The organism is Rhizobium sp. NPDC092011, assembly GCF_044756305.1.
GTDB lineage: Bacteria > Pseudomonadota > Alphaproteobacteria > Rhizobiales > Rhizobiaceae > Rhizobium.
This window is the reverse complement of the sequence record NZ_JBIVSO010000017.1, coordinates 57,821-75,147: the sequence shown is the minus strand read 5'-3', so window position 1 is coordinate 75,147 and position 17,327 is coordinate 57,821. Positions and strand designations below refer to the sequence as shown.

16 protein-coding genes and 1 pseudogene are annotated in these 17,327 nt (G+C 60.6%); 7 read left to right on the top strand and 10 right to left on the bottom strand.

The window, feature by feature from the left end:
* Positions 1–269: 269 nt before the first annotated feature.
* The 4 genes from ACIQJ2_RS33675 to traC form a co-directional block, all read right to left on the bottom strand.
* Positions 270–524: a WGR domain-containing protein gene (locus tag ACIQJ2_RS33675; RefSeq protein ID WP_400676183.1), complete on the bottom strand. Its 255-nt coding sequence runs from the start codon at positions 522–524 to the stop codon at positions 270–272.
* Between the two features lie 97 nt (positions 525–621).
* Entirely contained in the window at positions 622–2,538 is a 1,917-nt protein-coding gene (traG, locus tag ACIQJ2_RS33670) for a Ti-type conjugative transfer system protein TraG (protein ID WP_400676185.1), read from the bottom strand.
* Positions 2,531–2,746: a conjugal transfer protein TraD gene (traD, locus tag ACIQJ2_RS33665; protein ID WP_400676187.1), complete on the bottom strand. Its 216-nt coding sequence runs from the start codon at positions 2,744–2,746 to the stop codon at positions 2,531–2,533. Before traD ends, traG begins: the two co-directional genes overlap by 8 nt.
* Before the next feature lie 4 nt (positions 2,747–2,750).
* Complete coding sequence (gene traC, locus ACIQJ2_RS33660; protein WP_400676189.1) at positions 2,751–3,053, bottom strand: conjugal transfer protein TraC; 303 nt, start codon at positions 3,051–3,053, stop codon at positions 2,751–2,753.
* 251 nt (positions 3,054–3,304) lie between these two features.
* Between traC and traA the strand changes: the two genes are divergently transcribed.
* The 5 genes from traA (at position 3,305) to ACIQJ2_RS33635 (ending at position 10,048) form a co-directional block, all read left to right on the top strand.
* Positions 3,305–6,616, top strand: a complete 3,312-nt coding sequence (gene traA / locus ACIQJ2_RS33655; protein ID WP_400676191.1) for a Ti-type conjugative transfer relaxase TraA — start codon at positions 3,305–3,307, stop codon at positions 6,614–6,616.
* Positions 6,613–7,179, top strand: a complete 567-nt coding sequence (gene traF, locus ACIQJ2_RS33650; RefSeq protein ID WP_400676193.1) for a conjugative transfer signal peptidase TraF — start codon at positions 6,613–6,615, stop codon at positions 7,177–7,179. Before traA ends, traF begins: the two co-directional genes overlap by 4 nt.
* Complete coding sequence (locus ACIQJ2_RS33645; protein ID WP_400676195.1) at positions 7,169–8,332, top strand: conjugal transfer protein TraB; 1,164 nt, start codon at positions 7,169–7,171, stop codon at positions 8,330–8,332. Before traF ends, ACIQJ2_RS33645 begins: the two co-directional genes overlap by 11 nt.
* A 17-nt stretch (positions 8,333–8,349) precedes the next feature.
* Positions 8,350–8,964 (top strand): TraH family protein, encoded by a 615-nt coding sequence (locus tag ACIQJ2_RS33640; RefSeq protein ID WP_400676197.1) that lies wholly within the window; start codon positions 8,350–8,352, stop codon positions 8,962–8,964.
* Between the two features lie 190 nt (positions 8,965–9,154).
* Positions 9,155–10,048, top strand: a complete 894-nt coding sequence (locus ACIQJ2_RS33635) for an NAD-dependent epimerase/dehydratase family protein (protein ID WP_400676199.1) — start codon at positions 9,155–9,157, stop codon at positions 10,046–10,048.
* Positions 10,049–10,418: 370 nt separating this feature from the next.
* Here the strand turns inward: ACIQJ2_RS33635 and ACIQJ2_RS33630 are convergent, their stop codons facing one another.
* The 4 genes from ACIQJ2_RS33630 to ACIQJ2_RS33615 all read right to left on the bottom strand — a co-directional run bounded on the left by ACIQJ2_RS33630 (position 10,419) and on the right by ACIQJ2_RS33615 (position 13,037).
* On the bottom strand, positions 10,419–11,153 hold the full coding sequence (locus tag ACIQJ2_RS33630; RefSeq protein WP_400676201.1) for a hypothetical protein: 735 nt from the start codon (positions 11,151–11,153) through the stop codon (positions 10,419–10,421).
* A 48-nt stretch (positions 11,154–11,201) separates the two neighbouring features.
* Positions 11,202–11,642, bottom strand: a complete 441-nt coding sequence (locus tag ACIQJ2_RS33625; RefSeq protein WP_400746712.1) for a hypothetical protein — start codon at positions 11,640–11,642, stop codon at positions 11,202–11,204.
* 89 nt (positions 11,643–11,731) lie between these two features.
* On the bottom strand, positions 11,732–11,926 hold the full coding sequence (locus tag ACIQJ2_RS33620; protein ID WP_400676205.1) for a hypothetical protein: 195 nt from the start codon (positions 11,924–11,926) through the stop codon (positions 11,732–11,734).
* Between the two features lie 604 nt (positions 11,927–12,530).
* Entirely contained in the window at positions 12,531–13,037 is a 507-nt protein-coding gene (locus ACIQJ2_RS33615) for a hypothetical protein (RefSeq protein ID WP_400676206.1), read from the bottom strand.
* 336 nt (positions 13,038–13,373) lie between these two features.
* Here ACIQJ2_RS33615 and ACIQJ2_RS33610 point away from each other — a divergent pair, with 336 nt between their 5' ends.
* Positions 13,374–14,285: a 3'-5' exonuclease gene (locus tag ACIQJ2_RS33610; RefSeq protein ID WP_400676208.1), complete on the top strand. Its 912-nt coding sequence runs from the start codon at positions 13,374–13,376 to the stop codon at positions 14,283–14,285.
* Positions 14,286–14,433: 148 nt separating this feature from the next.
* Here the strand turns inward: ACIQJ2_RS33610 and ACIQJ2_RS33605 are convergent, their stop codons facing one another.
* Positions 14,434–14,679 carry a hypothetical protein gene (locus tag ACIQJ2_RS33605; protein WP_400676210.1) on the bottom strand — a complete coding sequence of 82 codons (246 nt, stop codon included), beginning with the start codon at positions 14,677–14,679 and terminating at the stop codon, positions 14,434–14,436.
* 269 nt (positions 14,680–14,948) lie between these two features.
* Between ACIQJ2_RS33605 and ACIQJ2_RS33600 the strand changes: the two are divergent.
* Positions 14,949–16,896, top strand: a pseudogene (locus tag ACIQJ2_RS33600) (ABC transporter ATP-binding protein/permease).
* Positions 16,897–17,052: 156 nt separating this feature from the next.
* Here the strand turns inward: ACIQJ2_RS33600 and ACIQJ2_RS33595 are convergent.
* Complete coding sequence (locus ACIQJ2_RS33595; protein WP_400676212.1) at positions 17,053–17,211, bottom strand: hypothetical protein; 159 nt, start codon at positions 17,209–17,211, stop codon at positions 17,053–17,055.
* Positions 17,212–17,327 lie beyond the last annotated feature (116 nt).

Here is a 17,327-nt window from a genome sequence, read left to right as displayed (position 1 = left end):
TCAGCTCGCCGACCGCCGTCTTGAAGCGGCCCTTACGCTCGCGCGTCCGTACAGATTCGATCTTCCTCCCAACGCCGTCGAGACTTTGCTGATGGAAAGTCTCGACGAACGCGCAATCGAGCTCCGTAATCTCCCCCCGGCGCGGGAAACAACGAGACCGGCGCTCAGCGGCGCGTATTGCTATCGCGCTGGGGCTCAAATTCGGCGGATTGCGCCCACTATGCCCGCGCGCGCCCCAACACTTGCTCTATCCAAGCCCGCGGGCTCTGCTACGCCGCGGGCATGCGCGGACGATAGCCACGCCTGCGCTTGCGACGCAAGACATCGAGAAACAGCAATACGGCATCCTGCTCGCGATCGAAATGATGGGTCAATGACTGACCCGAGGCGCCGATCCGACCCCAGCTGCGGGTGAGGCAAGCCTGACCGAACAAAGTTGGCTCGATCGACATGGTGTAGAAGCGGGCCATGTTCTTCGTGGCATCCGTCCGCTCGATATAGAGCTGATATGGTTGTTTGATCATGCCGACAGAATCGCCGCTTCAGGATTCTGCGTCCAACGAATGATGTGAATCGATCCGCGGCAACCGATTCATTTCGGTGAAGTGTGAAGTGTACCTCTCATCGTCTGGCGTTGCGCCCGTGATATTGATTGGCGCCGACGCGGCCGACCATGTCCCTGCGCCGAAACCAAATGGCCCGCCCGCATCGAAGCGGCGGGTTGCCCGCCGTGAAAATGATCTGCTCATCCGTTCGCATCAACAGCACCTCGTGGGGCTGGATAAGCGGTTTGGCGCTTAACTGTTTGGAGCGCGTGCGAGACGATCCCCGTGCCTGCGAGCTGTGGCTGACCTGATCGGTTTCGACGGTGGTCATGCCGCAACGCTGCGAAATATAGTCGGCCGTCTCGGGATCGTTGATGGCGGCAAAGGAAATCCAGCTGGCGCTTTCAAACCACTTGCTGGCTGCTTCGCGGCCGCCATAGCTTTCCCGCATCTGGCCAATCGACTGAAACAGCATCATTAGTGTAATGCCGTATTTACGGCCGACATCGCGGGCGGTTTCGAGAATGCGCATATAGCCAAGCCTGGCTGCCTCGTCGAGAAGGAACAATGTGCGCTCCCTGAACGCGCCGTGTCGATTGTAGATCGCGTTGAGGAGCGATCCGATGACCACACGGGCTAAACCTGCATGGTTCTCAAGCGTCTTGAGATCGATGGTGATGAACACGTCGATCGCGCCTGTGGCAATCTCGTCGGTTGAAAAGCTCGAAGCCGAGATCATTGCGGCATAGTTTGGATAAGACAGCCAGTGCGTTTCCTTGATCGCGTTGGCGTGGACGCCCGAGAAGGTCTCGGGCGTCATCTCGACGAAGGCGGCGACGTTCTGGCGAAGAAACGCCGACGACGAGCTCTCGTAAATCTCCTTCAAGCGTCCGCGCAATTTCTGTTCTGGCTCGGCCAGATTGGCGCGAACCTGGCGGAGCGTCTGCTCGTTGCCCTCCCGATCCGACAGGCAGACATCGGCAATCAGCGACGTCAGCAACTGCAGGGCCGAGCTCCTGAAGAAGTCGTCGCGTCCGCTTCCCGCCTGGGCCCGATCGGGGACAAGCCATGCGGCGATGGCGGCGATATCCTGCTCCTTGGTGTCGCCGAACCGGCCGATCCAGTCCAGCACGTTAAAACCCGTCGTCGGATGTTTCGGATCGAGCACATAGACCTCATGGCCGAGCATCCGCCTGCGGCCCGCGACCATGGGCGCGACCTCGCCCGACGGGTCGAGCACGATCAGGGTGCCGGGCCAGGCGAGCGCCGTCGGGACCGTCACCGAGGTCGTTTTAAAGCCGCCGGATCCTGCGAAGACGATGCCATGCGACGAGCCGAAGGATCCATCGAAACACAGAAGCGGCAATCGCCCGCCCTTGCCCCAGCTGTCGCGGCGATCGGCGCGGAACGCCAGGCCGGCAACATCGTCATGATCGACGCGATAGGCCTCACCGATGACCATGCCGGCGGTTTGGGGAAACATCCGCATCGCGTCTGCGATCCGCATCCATTTGGCGGAGCCGTGGATGGCGCGCCGGCCGCTTACCCGTTTGGCTTCCGAACTGACAAAGGCGGTATTCCCGACCAGCGCAACGCGCAATCCGAAGCACGCGGCCAGTGTGGAGGTGATCGCACCGATCAGGGTTGCGGCATCGACAAAGGCGTAGATCGTTTGATCCTGCGGCATGTCGGCGGAAAGCAAGCCAACGCGCAGGGCCTCGCGAATGATCGCGATCGCCGCAGCAAGCGCACCACCCGCCGCAACGCCCCATCCGGCCACCTTGATCCTGGTCGAGCCGGCACTGGCCAGGAGGAACGTGATCCCGACCACGGATGCGGCCATGTAAGGAAGAGCAATTCCAGCCCGGCCAAGGAAATGCTTTGCGGTTTCAGTCCTTCCGAGCTCCGCCAGGAACGGCTCGAAGCCGGAGAGACCGAGCGTCGCCGCCGTCATTGCGATCACGGGCACGCATATGAGGAGTAGCCTAGCCATCGTCGCGACCCAATGCCTCGGCGCCCCTTTTGGTCAGGCGGACCCGTTCGCTGTCGCCGTCCATCAGCTTTTCCTTCAGCTCAAGCAGGGCGCCAAACAGCAGGGCGCGTTTTTCGTAACGAAGCCCCGCCTTGACGATCAGGCCGCCGAGCTCGATCTTCTCGCGCGCATCTTTCTTGCGGGCGTCGGTGGTCGCCGTGCGTGCCATGCGTTCAAGCCTCTGCAGCGTTCCGATCAGTCGCGCCAGGCGTGAGCGCCTGAACCTGCCTGCCGCTGTCGGCGTCGCCTCGATGCGCGTGCTCTGCGGCCTGCGGCGCTCGGCGGGTCTGGCCGCGAAAGCGTTGCGCAAGCTCCTCGAAGGCGGCGATCAGGTCGGTATCCTCCACTTCGATGTCGCCGAGCCCGGCTTTCAGGGCAAGCCTGCCGATGCGCTCCGCCTCCCGCGTCTCGACCTGCTTCAGCTGCTCCTGCAGCTTGGTGATCTCCTGGCGGATCTTTGCCGATGGCTTCTTCATTCCGGTCGCTCCTTCCATGCCGGTTCAAATCGCGATCGGCATGAAATTCGTCGAGATCGGCGTGGTGATCCACTGCCAGAATTGCGAGTTGGCGAAGGCAACGCCTTTGAGCATCATCCCGGCCGTTCCGAAGGAGCGGCTTTGAAGGGCGCAATTATACGTCGCTGACGCGACGTCATGCTGTCTGCCCTGGCGGGGCCGCCGCACTTTCGAGCCTGCCGAATTCTACCGTTTCGAGGAGTTTCGCCGCCGTGGCCGTTCCGCATTTCTCTGTCGGCATCGTTGCCCGCAGCCTGGGTCGCAGCGCCGTCCTGTCGGCCGCCTACCGGCATTGCGCGAAGATGGACTATGAGCGGGAAGCGCGGACCGTCGACTACACGAGAAAGCAAGGCCTCCTGCACGAGGAGTTCTCTATCCCGTCGGACGCCCCTGAATGGCTGCGGCAGATGATATCAGATCGCTCTATCTCCGGCGCTGTGGAAGCGTTCTGGAACAAGGTCGAGCTATTCGAGCGACGCTCGGATGCGCAGCTCGCCAAGGACATGACGATTGCCCTTCCTCGCGAGCTTACCGCACAGCAGAACATCGCGCTTGTGCGCGACTTCGTGCAGCAGCACGTCACCGCCAGGGGCATGGTGGCGGACTGGGTGTTTCACGACCCGCCGGGCAATCCGCACGTCCACCTGATGACGACGCTGCGGCCAGTGACGGAGGCAGGCTTCGGCCCAAAGAAGATTGCGCGTATCGGTCCGGACAGCGCCTTGTTGCGCAATCATGCCGGCAAGATTCTCTATGAACTCTGGGCCGGCGGCGCGCGCGACTTCGATGCCCTGCGCGAGGGCTGGTTTGCCTGCCAGAACCGCCATCTCGCATTGGCGGGGCTGGACCTGCACGTCGATGGCCGCTCCTTCAAGGCACAAGGGATCGATCTTCAACCGACCCTCCATCTTGGCGTCGAGACGAAGGCGATCCGCCGCAAGCAAGGGGTGGCTGACCGCTCGGTAACCCCCGGTCAGCTTGTACTGCAGGAAGAATGCCGGGCCGATAATAGCAGCCGCATTTGCCGCCGCCCGGAGATCGTGCTCGACCTGATTACACGGGAGAAGAGCGTGTTTGACGACAGGGATGTCGCAAGAGTTCTCACCCGTCATGTCGACGATGCAAACCTTTTCCGAGAGTTGATGGCGCGGATCCTGCAAAGCCCGCAGGCATTGCGTCTCGACCGAGAGAGGATCGACCTTGCGACCGGCATCCGGACGCCTGCGAAGTACACGACCCGTGCCATGCTGCGGCTGGAGGCGGGAATGATCCATCAGGCGATCTGGCTGTCGCAGCGGCCATCCCATGGCGTGCGCGACGCAGTCCTGCAGGCGGTATTGTCGCGCCATCGGCACCTTTCGCTCGAACAGCAGACGGCGATCGCACATATTGCCGGAACCGGCCGGATCGCCGCGGTGATCGGCCGCGCCGGCGCCGGCAAGACTGTCATGATGAAGGCGGCGCGCGAGGCATGGGAGACGGCCGGCTACCGCGTCGTCGGCGGCGCCCTTGCCGGCAAGGCGGCCGAGGGACTGGAGCAGGAGGCGGGCATCGCCTCTCGCACACTTTCCTCCTGGGACCTGCGCTGGAGCCAGGGTCGCGACAGGCCCGACGACCGGACAATCTTCGTACTCGACGAGGCGGGCATGGTGGCGTCCCGGCAGATGGCCGTCTTCGTAGATGCCGTGACCAGGACCGGCGCCAAGCTTGTCCTCATCGGCGATCCGGAACAGCTGCAACCGATCGAGGCAGGTGCTGCCTTTCGAGCGATTGCCGATCGCATCGGTTACGCTGAATTGGAGACCATCTACCGCCAGCGTGAGGAATGGATGCGTGAGGCCTCGCTCCATCTCGCCCGCGGTCACGTTGGAAAGGCGATTTCCGCCTACCGCGCCAATGGCCGGGTGTCGGAATCTCAAGACAAGAAGCAAGCCATCTCCAATCTGATCGCAGACTGGAGCCGCGAGCATGACCCTGCAAAGACCTGCCTCATCCTTGCGCATCTGCGCCGTGACGTGCGTCTGCTGAACGAGCTGGCGCGCGAAACGCTGATCGAACGCGGGATAATTTCGAGAGGGTTTTCGTTCAAGACCGCCGATGGCTCCCGTTCCTTCGCAACCGGCGATCAGATCGTCTTCCTGAGAAACGAGGCATCGCTCGGCGTCAAGAACGGCATGCTGGCGAAGGTGGTTCAGGCGCAAGCCGGGCGTCTGGTTGCAGAGCTCGGTTCCGGCGATCATCGCCGCCACGTGACGATAGAGCAGCGCTTCTACAACAACCTCGACCACGGCTACGCGACGACCATTCACAAGAGCCAGGGCGCGACCGTCGATCGCGTCAAGGTGCTGGCCTCGCTCTCGCTTGACCGGCATCTGACCTATGTCGCCATGACCCGTCATCGCGAGGACCTCGGCCTCTATTTTGGCAAGCGCTCCTTTGCACGGGCCGGCAGCCTCGAGCAGATCCTCTCACGCAGGAATGCGAAGGAAACGACGCTCGACTACGCCGGCGGCAGCTTCTATCGCCAGGCTCTGCGTTTTGCCGAGGCCCGAGGCCTCCACCTTGTCAATGTTGCGCGAACGCTCCTGCGCGACCGGCTGCGGTGGACCGTGCGACAGCGCCCGGAGCTGACAGAGCTTGGCAAGCGGCTGAGCGCAGCCGGAGCCAGGCTCGGTTTGCGGAGATCGCAATGGCCGTCATTGAACCAGAGTGCAAGCAAGCGAGCAGAGCCCATGGTGTCTGGCATGACCATAACGATGAAACCGATCGAGCAGGCCGTGGAGGAGCGGCTGTCTGCGGATCGGGTCCTGCAACGACAATGGGAGGACGTCTCTGCGCGGTTCCGTCTCGTCTATGCCCGGCCGGACGCGGCGTTTCGAGCCGTCGATGTCGATGCGATGCTGAAGGACAGGGCTACCGCGGCCGCGACGATCGTCAGGCTCGCCAATGGGGCCGCCTCCTTCGGAATGCTCAAGGGGCAGACCGGCCCGTTTGCCGCAAGGAATGACCGACAGGATCGCGAGGCATCACTTGCCAACATTCCCGCACTTGCCCGTTCGCTTGAGCGCTTCGTGCAATTGCGAGCGGACGCCGGACAAAGATATGAAGTCGAGGAGCGACACGCGCGCAGACGGGCTTTGATCGAGATCCCGGCGCTGTCGGCCAATGCCAAACTGGCGCTCGAGCGCCTGCGCGACGCGCTCGACCGTCATGATCTGCCCGGAAGACTTGAGTCGGCGCCCTCCGACACGATGGTGAGGGCCGAACTCTTGGAATTTGCGCGAGCCGTTTCCGCCCGTTTCGGCGAGGGCTGCTTTCTGCCAGACGCGGCAAGGCATGCCAAGGGACCGATCTTCGAGGCCATCACGTCCGGGATGTCGCCGGGACAGAAGAACGAGATCCGATCCGCCTGGGAGGGCATGCGCGTAGCCCAGCAACTTGCGCAGCACCTGAGCAGCACAATGAGACCGCACGAGGCGGAGCGTGTGGGCCAGACCAAGTCGTCGAGGTTATCGCTGAAATGAAGCCGGGCGCCTCACCCGAACCAGCCGAAGCGCCGGCTCGGATGCCGTTCCCCTTTCGGCTGTGGGCTGCCGTTGCCATCATGTGCCTGCTGGCGGTCTCAGCCTATTGGCGCGGTTACCGGATCAATTTCACGCCGAGCGAGCCGCTCGGCCTCTGGCGGATCTATCCGCTTGACCGACCCGTTGCGGTCGGAGATCTGGTGTTCATATGCCCGCGGCCGTCGGCGGAAACGCAGGACGCCAAGGCGCGCGGATATTTCCGCTCCGGCCCATGCCAAGGGGACTACGCACCGCTGATCAAAAGGGTAGTCGCCGTTGCCGGCCAACGGGTTGATGTCGGCAGCGCCGTGACCATCGACGGCCAGGCGCTCGTCTTCTCCGATCTTTGCCCTGTCGACGGCAAGGGGCGTCGGCTTCGACCCGCCGCGAGCGGGACGGTCCCGACGGGCAGTGTCTTCGTTTATTCATCTTTCCCCGGTTCCTTCGATTCCCGATATTTCGGACCGTTGCCCGTCGAGGGCATCCTCGGCCTTGCGGAGGAGATCCTGACCGATGCGCCGTGACACCCTTGTTTCGCCGCTATTGGTTCTGGCGGCCGGGATTGCGGGGGTCTTCGGCTGGTCCGGTGACGTCTTGCTCCTGCCGATCGCGGTGGCATTCCCGGTTCTATGGTCACATGCGCGGACGAGACTGATGGCGGCAATCGTCGCCTCCGCCTATTTCCTGGCGACCTCACGCGGGCTTCCCCAGGGCGCCGCAAATTATTACACCACCGATCTCCTTGCCGGCGTGATGCTCTGGCTCTGCGCCTGCATCAGTTTTGTCAGTGTACATACAGTCGCCTGGACACAGCATTCGACCCAACGACCGGTTCGCTATTTGACCGCCATGATCCTCACGGGCGTTCCTCCTTTCGGAATAACCGGTTGGGCGCATCCTGTGACCGCGGCGGGAGTGCTGTTTCCCGGATGGGGCTGGTGGGGGCTTCTTGCCATGACAGCCGGCCTTGCGGGCCTCGTCACCCGCCTTTGGCCAGCTGTCGCCATGGCCCTTGCGGGTTTCTGGCTCTGGTCCGCCGCGTCGTGGACCGCGCCCGCATTACCCGATCGCTGGCATGGTGTCGACCTCAAGCTCGGCGCATCACTCGGTCGTGATGCCAGCCTTCGGCGCCATCGTGAACTCATTGCAATGGTGAAGGCAGCGGCCCCGGATGGCAAGGGCATCGTCGTGCTGCCGGAAGCCGCGTTGGGGTTGTGGACGCCAACCACGGAACGGGCGTGGATGGAAGGCCTTCAGGGAACAAGTCTTGTCGTGGTGGCCGGCGCTGCGATCGTCGACCCGGGTGGTTATGACAACGTCCTGATCGAGGCTTCGGCCGCTCGCGGCGCGGTCATCTATCGCGAGCGCATGCCGGTCCCGGGATCGATGTGGCAGCCATGGCGCGCGTGGTCGGGAGCCCGCGATAGTGCCCACGCTCACTTCTTTGCGAACCCGGTCGTCGCCGTCGGCTCTCATCGGGTCGCTCCGCTGATTTGCTACGAGCAACTGATCGTCTGGCCGGTTTTGCAGTCCATGCTCCATGACCCGGATCTCATCGTCGCGGTTGGAAATGGCTGGTGGACCGATGGCACTGCGATCGTCGCCACACAGCGGGCAAATACGATCGCCTGGGCGAGACTGTTCTCAAAGCCGCTCGTCTTTTCGTTCAACACCTGAGCACCGTTGGAGCCGCCATGCTCGATGCAGCACTGATCAAGGAATGCGCCGATCCCTCGCTGCCCCCCGCAATCGTCGAGCGATTTGTCGATGCCGCCGGCTCCGCTGACCCGCTTGCGGTCACGGTGAGGCAGGCCGGTCGGCTGATCCTTGTTCCGAAGGCGATAACAGCGGAGGCGGCGATTGCGATCGTAAGGCAATATGCAGGCAGGGCCATCATTCGCGTCGGCCTTACGCAAGTGCCGGCCGGAATTGGCGTGACCGATCCCTCGGTGCTGAAGCCCGACCTCTTCGATCCCTGTTCGAACCTGCGAAGCGGCACTGTGATCTTCGCCAAGGTCCTGCGGATCGTCGCCAAATGGTATGGCAGTCCGAAAGGCACCGAGGCCGGGCCGCAAATCCTCGCCGACGCGATCTACGCCTGGAAGACCGGCGAGTTCGAGGGTATCAACATATTCCGCGCCGCCGATCCGGGGCCACCTGCAACGTTCGGACCGCCGCCACCAAGGGAGCGGGAAGACGAGGCTGGCCATGGTCCTCCGGATGCAACCGGCTCCAAGCCATCGTCGAAAGCGGATGAACCTGGCACATCTGGGATTCGGATCGATCTTTCCCGGATTGAGGGTAAGTAGACGAAAAATCGGCCGAGTTTCCTTCCGCTGCCAGCGAACGGCGGAAGCCGCGCCGAACGAACGGGATCCAGTCGCCTTCCGGCTTGCATGCCCTGGCGTGGCTTCGCGGCGACGGGATTTGGCCAAGGATTATCTTGCGAATCGGGAGTGTGGGCCTATGTAACCAATGGATATCATTGGGAGGAATTTCATGACGAAGCGCATTTTGTTTACCGGAGGAAGCGGCAAGGCCGGGCGGCATACTGTTCCGTGGTTGGTCGACGCGGGCTATGAGGTCCACAATGTCGACCTCGTGCCGCTCGACAGCCCGGGCGTCACCAATCTTCACGCCGATGTGACGGACGCAGGGCAGGTCTACAACGCCTTGAGCATGCATCGTGATTTTGCCGATCTTGACCGCGGCATTGGCGCACACCCTTTCGACGCCGTCGTGCACTTCGCCGCTATTCCTAGCATCCTGCTCAAACCTGACAACGAGACGTTTCGTATCAATACGATGAGCACCTACAACGTTATCGAGGCGGCGGCAAAACTCGGCATAAAGAAGATCATTATCGCCTCAAGCGAGACGACCTATGGGGTCTGTTTTGCCGAGGGGCATCGGGATTTTCATCAGTTTCCGCTCGAGGAAGATTATGACGTCAATCCAATGGATTCCTACGGTCTCTCCAAGGTCGTTAATGAAAAGACGGCTCGCGCTTTTGCCGAGCGTTTCGGCATCGATATCTATGCTTTGCGCATCGGAAACGTCATAGAGCCGCACGAGTATGAGCGTTTTCCCGACTATTTCGCCGACAGCAGCATCCGCAAGCGGATCGCGTGGAGTTACATCGATGCTCGCGACCTCGGTCAGATCGTCCATCTCTGTATCGAAAAGAACGGGCTCGGCTTTCAGGTGTTCAACGCTGCGAATGATACCGTTTCCGCCAACACGCCCTCGCGCGAGCTGGCCGCAAAGCACTTTCCGAATGTTCCGTTCACCCGCGAGATCGGTGAGTTCGAGGGTCTGTTGTCGAACCGAAAGATTCGCGAGGTTCTCGGTTTCAAGGAAGAGCATGACTGGCGGCGCTACGTGAAGGGGTGACGCGCCCATCAACTGATCGGGAAGCTCAAGGCGCGACTTGCCGTTCGGCGGCGCGGTAGGCACGGTCGATCTGCTCAGGATATTGAACGTACCATTGAGGAGTGGAAACCGGCGCTGGCGTGTAGAGTGGAGGCGGACATAGTCGGGCCTCGGCCGATGGCCAGCGCAAACCGGGGCCGAGACCGAGCCTACTCGCCAGCCGTTACCGGATCATCCGCGCCGCCATGAGGTCATTCACGATCTCGGTTTTTGTGTTTGCCCCGGCTGCGGAGGCTCCAACGTCCTGTAGGCGGCGACGTCCGAGACCGAGGTTCTGCATCATGTTCTCGCCCCGTTTCGGGTTGTCCGACATATCCATGCGGCTCTTCGCTCATTGGGACGTCTCATTGTTATCGCCAGGACGCTTCACAAGGCGCCGCAGGGCCTGAAGGCCGGCCGCAATCGGCAGAGCGAAAGCCATAATCCCGAAATATGCCGCGTAGTAGATATTCGAGAAAGGTCCCTGAACCCCAAGCAGGGCCTCGCCACCCTGACAGCGGCCACCCCTGCAAGGCGTGTTGTAAAATATCACCGTCATACCATCCCATAAGACCAGCAGCGGTACAGCGCGTATCATCCACTGGCGGAACAGCTCCAGGTTGGGGATCAGAGGACGAAACTCCAGGTGCCTTTGCGGATCCATGCCGACCTGGATCGTTCGCAAAAAGACAGCCAACATGACGACGAGAGCGGCTGCCGAGACTTGCGTCAGCAACACGGACACGAGCGGCCCTATCGGTGGGGCCAGAAGATACACCGTCCCGGCAACGATAAAGGCCGCAAGGGCTATGCAACTGCCCAACGAGCCCGCCGTCAGACCTTTTCGCGTAATCAGCGCGTGCAGGAATGAGATCACTGCCGCTATGGTCGCCAGCCAGGCAATTGGGCCGACTACCCAGGGAAATGGCGGCCAATGCCTGGGGAAGAGGAACAGTATGATCCAAGGCGCGGCGATTATGACGGCGAAATGTAACCAGGTCAGCTCAGCCTGGTGCGAGGCGTTCTTCTTGCGAGTCTTCCTGGTTGCCTTCTGTGTCCTCACAGCCGACCGTTGCGCCCTCCTCACGTCAAATTCTCCCTTTGTGATCAGGACTTTACATGCCCTGGGGGCGCCTCAGTGACGAATGGGGCCACCAAGTTTGAGATCAACATCATTTGGATCGTCGCCAGTCGATTTCAGAACCGCAAGTCCCTCTTCCGTTCGGACTTTACAATCAACCTTGGAAAGGCGGCCGACAGCGGTCATCGCCAGTTTGCATTTTCCCTGTCCCTTTAGCGGGTGGCTCATGTGAACGCCCCCGACCGAGATCGTGCTTGAATCCGTCTTCCTCCCACTGAAGCTGACGTCGCCGCGGTCTGTTTGCGCAATGACCGTTTCCTCGCCGATCGGCAAGTTCTGCATGTAGAGCAGCCGTTGACATGGATGATCAGGCTCGTCGCCAAGCTTCACGTAACATATTCGGTGCGCCGAAGAATGCTTCATCCTCTCAGTGGCGTGGCTCGCTGTCGGAGAAACGACAGCAATCACCGCACCGACCACCAAAGCAAATCTCATCATCACCTCCCCCGCTCCTCGCCATCATGAGCGGGTGTCGCGAGAAAGTCGATGGCCAGATTTCGCCAAATGGTGGCGAGTGATCGCCTTCAGTTCAGGCGCGCAATCGCGTCGTCGAGATTGTCGATCGCGAGTTGTTCATGGGCGATCATACCGTCAATATCGATGTCACTGTTGACCTGTTTCGCAATCCCGGCTCGCATCTTCATCTCAAGCAGCTCGTCGCGATGCGCGATCTTTTCCTCCCTGATTTTGATGAGCCTTAGGCGAAAATCATCATTCATCTCAACTCCCTCCGCTTCGCGTCGACAATTCGCAGCGCGCAAACCCACATTCGCGGTCCTAACGCGACGTCGCAAGGATAGCTCGCACCCGCGATAGGTGGTCGGCACGCCTCCAATCCAGTCGGCCCTTCGACATTTCCGGCCCCAGCGCCTCCACGGGTCACAGGTCGCATTGCAGCGTGCTCGCCAGATCGATCGGCGTCCAGCGGATATGCGGAAGACATTCGCAAAAGCGGTCTGCGGTCACGGTCATCCAAATCCTGGCGACACTTCACGGTGTCAGAGGACCGCGCAAAGTCAAGCGAACATGCAAATCCAACTCTCGCGGCTGTTCTCCAACAACGAAAAATGCTGCGGTTGTCGTCGTGGCGTTTGATGGTGAATTTCAGGTTCTCACCTGACGTCGCCGACGGCTTTAGCGACGCGAGGAGCAAAGTCTTCGGGACATCGAGATCATTTGTTGACCCGAGGGAGACCGCAAAGCGCGGCCATACCGTCGCTGTAATTCCGTTATCGCGGCAGCCTATCCGTCGACAGGCGCGGCAGTTCAAAGAGCGTTCGGAGAGAGGGGGCCCACGTCCGCAGGCCCCTCAGCGTTCGATTTTTATGCCTTTGGCTTGCGCCCACGCTTCGGCTCTTCGGCGGCCGCCTCGCCCGGCACCTGGCTTGCCTGCGTCGCCTTCACGGTCACCGGTTTCCGCGTTGCAGCCTTCGCCTCGGGCGCCTTGGTCTTAGCCTTGCCGTTGTTCAGAAGTGCTGCCCGGCGCGAACGGTTTTCCTCGAGCGCCTTCTGAAACGAAACGTCTTGGTCGGCATGCTGCGCGAGGTCGTCGAGGAACTCAGCAACCTGTGTCGTGGTTTCAACGACGACATAGCTTAGTCCGTGTCCAGCATCGATCGAATCCCGGCCGATGGTCACGCCGAAGCCGCCGGGCGCGCGCTGGAACCAGGTCGACCGCCACTTGTTGAAGCCGGCGGCGTCACTCTCAAACTCGGTCAGATAGGCCTTCTGTTCGGCCACTCTGGCGCGGAACGCGTCGACGGCGCTGCGTGTACCAGCCTTCGGCTTGTCGGACTTCTTGGCGGACCATTTTTCCAGAAAACTCGTCATTGTGCTCGTCTCTTTTGTTTGTTTTCGTCATCAAACCAATTTGCAGTGCGACATGGCGTTCAGCCATACCGCCCCTGCCTGCCTGATCGTTCTACAGAATAGCCGTAGGATGGCAACAATGTGAGCCATCGCAAATATGTGTGCGACAAGGTGAGGCGGCCTGCGACGTTTGTCAGCCGATATCGGTGGGTATCGATCCGACTGCCCGGCGATGGGGTTTTCACGCTGCGGCCCGCCCGCTAGACTTTGCGCATGGTTTTGGTCGGAAGCGCAATGACGTCACAACTCGACATGTTTTCAGGAAACCAACCGCCGAGCTCTTCGGAGGCCGCGAGCGTGCGTCAGCAAAAAGCCGGAGCCACGCCGGACGAAGCGGAGATGGTTCGCATGCTGGAGGCAACCGGCCGCTACCAGATCCTGCGAAAGCTTGTGCCCCGCAAGATCGCCGCGGCAGCAAGGCCGGGTTATCCGCTCAAGGGCATTATCCTCGACACGGAGACGACCGGGCTCGACGCCCGGCAGGACGAGGTCATCGAAATCGGCTTGATCGGCTTCACCTTTAGCGAGGAAGGCGAGGTCGGCGACGTCACCGCCGTCTATGGCGGCCTGCAGCAGCCGAGCGCGCCGATCTCGGAAGACATCACCAGGCTGACCGGCATTACCGATGCGATGGTTCGCGGGCAGATGATCGACATGGCAGTCGTGCGGGCGCTGGTCGAGCCTGCCGATTTGATCGTCGCCCACAATGCCGGCTTCGATCGCCCCTTCTGTGAAGCTCTGTCCCCGATCTTCGCCCGCAAGCCCTGGGCGTGCTCAAACTCGGAGATCGAATGGGCGTTGAGAGGTTATGAAGGCACCAAGCTCGGCTATCTCATCAATCAGAGTGGCTATTTCCATGTCGGCCATCGCGCGGTCGACGACTGTTTCGCATTGCTGGAAGTGCTTTCTCATTCCAGGGGCGATGGCGATCGCGCGCCCTTCGCCGAGCTTTATGAGGCAAGCACGCAGTCGCGGGTGCGCATCTTTGCGGAAAACGCGCCCTTCGATCAAAAGGACTGCCTGAAGGCAAGGGGCTATCGTTGGTCTGATGGCAGCGACGGCCGCCCAAAATCATGGTGGATCGAAATCGGCGAGGAGGCGATGGAGAAGGAACTAGGGTTCCTGCGAAGCGATATCTATCGCTGGGATGAGGCTGACCCGCCGGTCCAGCGGCTTACGGCATTCGACCGGTTCAGGAGTCGAAAGTAGGTTGCGCGTCGATTTGCTTCGACGGCAGCGCTAGCGGCGAAGCAGATAGGTTGCACTGACGGCGTCATAATCACTTCGCCGAAAGCTTTGCATAAGTGGGGAACTTCTGAGTCCCGTCGCGGTTTTGTTCGGCCGGCTGCATGTCTGCTTACCTGATTTTCTGTCCGTCGAGGTAGCCGTGTTCGTAAGCTTTCGCCTGTCCGCTGTCTTCGGGATAGGGGTTCTTCCTATTCTCTGCCTCGCATTTGCCAGCCTTCACTCCCTCTTCGTACGCCTCTTTTTCACTCTCTGAAGCAGGAAGACGAGGTGATTGCTCTGGAAAATATTGGATTGGGTTGGGTAGCCCAAGCGCAGGTGCGAAGATCGGTGCTGTATTCGGCGTTTGCGGGCACATGGTGAATTCCTCCTAATATCGAAACGCCATTCGCGATCGACGGTTCCCTGAGGACGTGGAACCGCCGCTCTATCTTTTCAGCGCGGCTGGCGGCCGCGCTCATCCTTGACTGGATACGACAAAATAAGGGCCTCAATTTCGCGTTTGCGCGCGAGCCCGCAAGTCACGGCAGCCTCGCCGCCGCTATTGCCTCTTCTCCCAGAAATCAGTGATTGCTCGCCGGACATGCGTCGTGTGAAACTTTTAGTATTATGGGCCGTTTCGTGCTTATGACCGACGCTAAATCCAGTTCGAAATCGGTCGACGGCGCCAAGTCGCCTGGGCCTGACAGGTCGCATCAAGAAGAGAGTTCGACTGTCGAGGTCGAGCCCCTGGAAAATATAGTTGCACCCGACTTGAACTGGACCCCCGAGGAAACCGAACGGGCCCGCAAACGATATCTGCTCGCCCGTTTCTGGATAAGCGCGCGCGGCTATTGGAGTCGTCGGGGGGATCGGCTTGCATGGCCATGCTCTATAGGGCTGCTCGCCCTGATCGGGCTCAATGTCTGTTTCCAGTACGGGATCAATATCTGGAACCGGGCGATTTTCGACGCAATCGAGCAGCGCGACGCCCACAGCGTCTACTTTCTGAGTGCGGTGTTCCCCCCGCTCGTGCTCGGCAGTGTCGTCCTCGTCACTGTGCAAGTCTATGTTCGTATGATGATCCAAAGGCGATGGCGCTTTTGGCTCGCGACTGCTCTGATCGCACGGTGGCTCGCGCTACTATCAACTGAACCTCATCGGCGGTGACGACCACAAAAACCCCGAGGCTCGTCTCTCGGAAGATTTGCGCATTGCCACGGAATCCCCTGTCGATTTCATCGCCGGCGTTATTTCCGCATTTGTGTCAGCCGCGACCTTCATCGTGGTGCTTTGGACGATCGGCGGCGCCCTGACTATCCAAATCGCCGGTTCCGTCTTCACGATTCCAGGATTTCTCGTCGTCACCGCCGTCCTTTACGCCGCTATTACCTCCACCTCCATGGCGGTCATCGGCCGGCATTTCGTCGAAGTCTCCGAGGTCAAGAACCAGGTGGAGGCAGAATATCGCTACACTCTGACGCATGTCCACGAAAACGGTGAGAGCATCGCATTGCTCGGCGGGGAAGAAGAAGAGCGCAATGACTTAGATCGGACTTTCGGCAATGTTCTAAAACAGTGGGAGCTGCTTGCGCGGCAATATATGCGGACGACGCTCGTGTCGCAGCTGTCCATGTTGATTGCGCCCGTGGTGCCGGTCCTACTGTGCGCACCGAAATTCCTCGAGGGCAGCATGACGCTCGGTCAAGTCATGCAGGCCGCCTCTGCTTTCGCCATCGTTCAGAGCGCATTCGGATGGTTGGTCGATAACTATCCGCGCCTTGCTGACTGGAACGCATCCGCGCGTCGTGTCGCCTCGCTTATGACATCGCTCGATGGTCTTGAGCGGGCGGAAATGAACGACACCCTCGGACGCATCAAACACAATGAAACTGAAAGCGAGGCGATGTTGTGCCTCAAAGATCTATCCGTGACGCTCGATGACGGCACCTCCGTGGTCAGGGAAACGGAGGTTGAAATTGATTCCGGCGAACGTGTGCTAGTCTCCGGAGAGTCTGGCTCGGGAAAAAGCACGCTGATACGGGCGATTTCCGGGCTCTGGCCGTGGGGTCATGGCAGCGTCAACGTCCATCCCGACAGCCGATTGTTCATGTTGCCGCAGCGGCCTTACGTTCCGTCGGGGACGCTTCGCCGAGCCGTCGCCTATCCGCGTTCGACAGACGACTGGACCCTCGACGAAATAAAGGCCGCTGTTGAGAAAGTCGGCCTCGGCTATCTAAATGATAGAATCGAAGACGATCTTCCATGGGACCAAACGCTGTCGGGGGGCGAAAAGCAGAGGCTTGCATTCGCGCGCCTCCTTCTCCAGGCCCCCGATATCATCGTGCTGGATGAAGCAACGTCAGCGCTTGATGAGAACAGCCAGGACAAGCTGATGGAGATGATCATCCGCGAATTGCCGAAGGTCACCATTATCAGTGTCGCGCACAGAGCCGAACTGGAAGCTTTCCACAGCCGCAAGATCACCTTGGAGCGTCGCGAGGGTGGTGCAAAGCTTGTCAGTGATATTGATCTTGTTCACAGACCGAGAAAAAGAAACCTGCTCTTGCGCCTTCTGGATGAGCGAAGGCCCTGACAAAAAGGCAATCTGTGCTCCGGTGAGGAGATGCGGTCTTGAGACTGATCAGCTGGCGACTTCAGGTGGAGATGGCGGACCAATGCAATTTTTGCAGCGGCTGGCGCCCGGGATATTCGATCAATGGGTATTCGCCCCGGTTTCGGAAATCCAAGACTAACGTGCCACCAAGACTGTGCTGTTGGTAGGATTCCAGGCTACGGCGCGTTCGTTGGCGTCATCATCGTCGCTTGGCGCAAGGCGGCGACCAAGGTCGCCGAGTTCGGACAGCGTGCTGAGGTAACCCGAACCGATAAGCGCAATCGGCTTTGTCATTGTCGTGCTCCTAGAGCGGTCAGTCGTTCTTTGGAGGGGGGCGATAATTTGGCGTCTTCTTAATCGATGTCCGCGCCGGCAGTTCGGCTCACCTCCAGGCTCAGTCGCACTTCCGC

What these genes read in the sequence shown, in the direction of transcription:
- ACIQJ2_RS33615 (WP_400676206.1), bottom strand. Translation starts at nt 13,037, where the DNA reads ATGACGAGTTTTCTGGAAAAATGGTCCGCCAAGAAGTCCGACAAGCCG.
- ACIQJ2_RS33635 (WP_400676199.1), top strand. Translation starts at nt 9,155, where the DNA reads ATGACGAAGCGCATTTTGTTTACCGGAGGAAGCGGCAAGGCCGGGCGG.
- ACIQJ2_RS33645 (WP_400676195.1), top strand. Translation starts at nt 7,169, where the DNA reads ATGCGCCGTGACACCCTTGTTTCGCCGCTATTGGTTCTGGCGGCCGGG.
- traC (WP_400676189.1), bottom strand. Translation starts at nt 3,053, where the DNA reads ATGAAGAAGCCATCGGCAAAGATCCGCCAGGAGATCACCAAGCTGCAG.
- traG (WP_400676185.1), bottom strand. Translation starts at nt 2,538, where the DNA reads ATGGCTAGGCTACTCCTCATATGCGTGCCCGTGATCGCAATGACGGCG.
- ACIQJ2_RS33595 (WP_400676212.1), bottom strand. Translation starts at nt 17,211, where the DNA reads ATGACAAAGCCGATTGCGCTTATCGGTTCGGGTTACCTCAGCACGCTG.
- traF (WP_400676193.1), top strand. Translation starts at nt 6,613, where the DNA reads ATGAAGCCGGGCGCCTCACCCGAACCAGCCGAAGCGCCGGCTCGGATG.
- ACIQJ2_RS33625 (WP_400746712.1), bottom strand. Translation starts at nt 11,642, where the DNA reads ATGAGATTTGCTTTGGTGGTCGGTGCGGTGATTGCTGTCGTTTCTCCG.
- traD (WP_400676187.1), bottom strand. Translation starts at nt 2,746, where the DNA reads ATGGCACGCACGGCGACCACCGACGCCCGCAAGAAAGATGCGCGCGAG.
- ACIQJ2_RS33605 (WP_400676210.1), bottom strand. Translation starts at nt 14,679, where the DNA reads ATGTGCCCGCAAACGCCGAATACAGCACCGATCTTCGCACCTGCGCTT.
- ACIQJ2_RS33640 (WP_400676197.1), top strand. Translation starts at nt 8,350, where the DNA reads ATGCTCGATGCAGCACTGATCAAGGAATGCGCCGATCCCTCGCTGCCC.
- ACIQJ2_RS33675 (WP_400676183.1), bottom strand. Translation starts at nt 524, where the DNA reads ATGATCAAACAACCATATCAGCTCTATATCGAGCGGACGGATGCCACG.
- ACIQJ2_RS33620 (WP_400676205.1), bottom strand. Translation starts at nt 11,926, where the DNA reads ATGAATGATGATTTTCGCCTAAGGCTCATCAAAATCAGGGAGGAAAAG.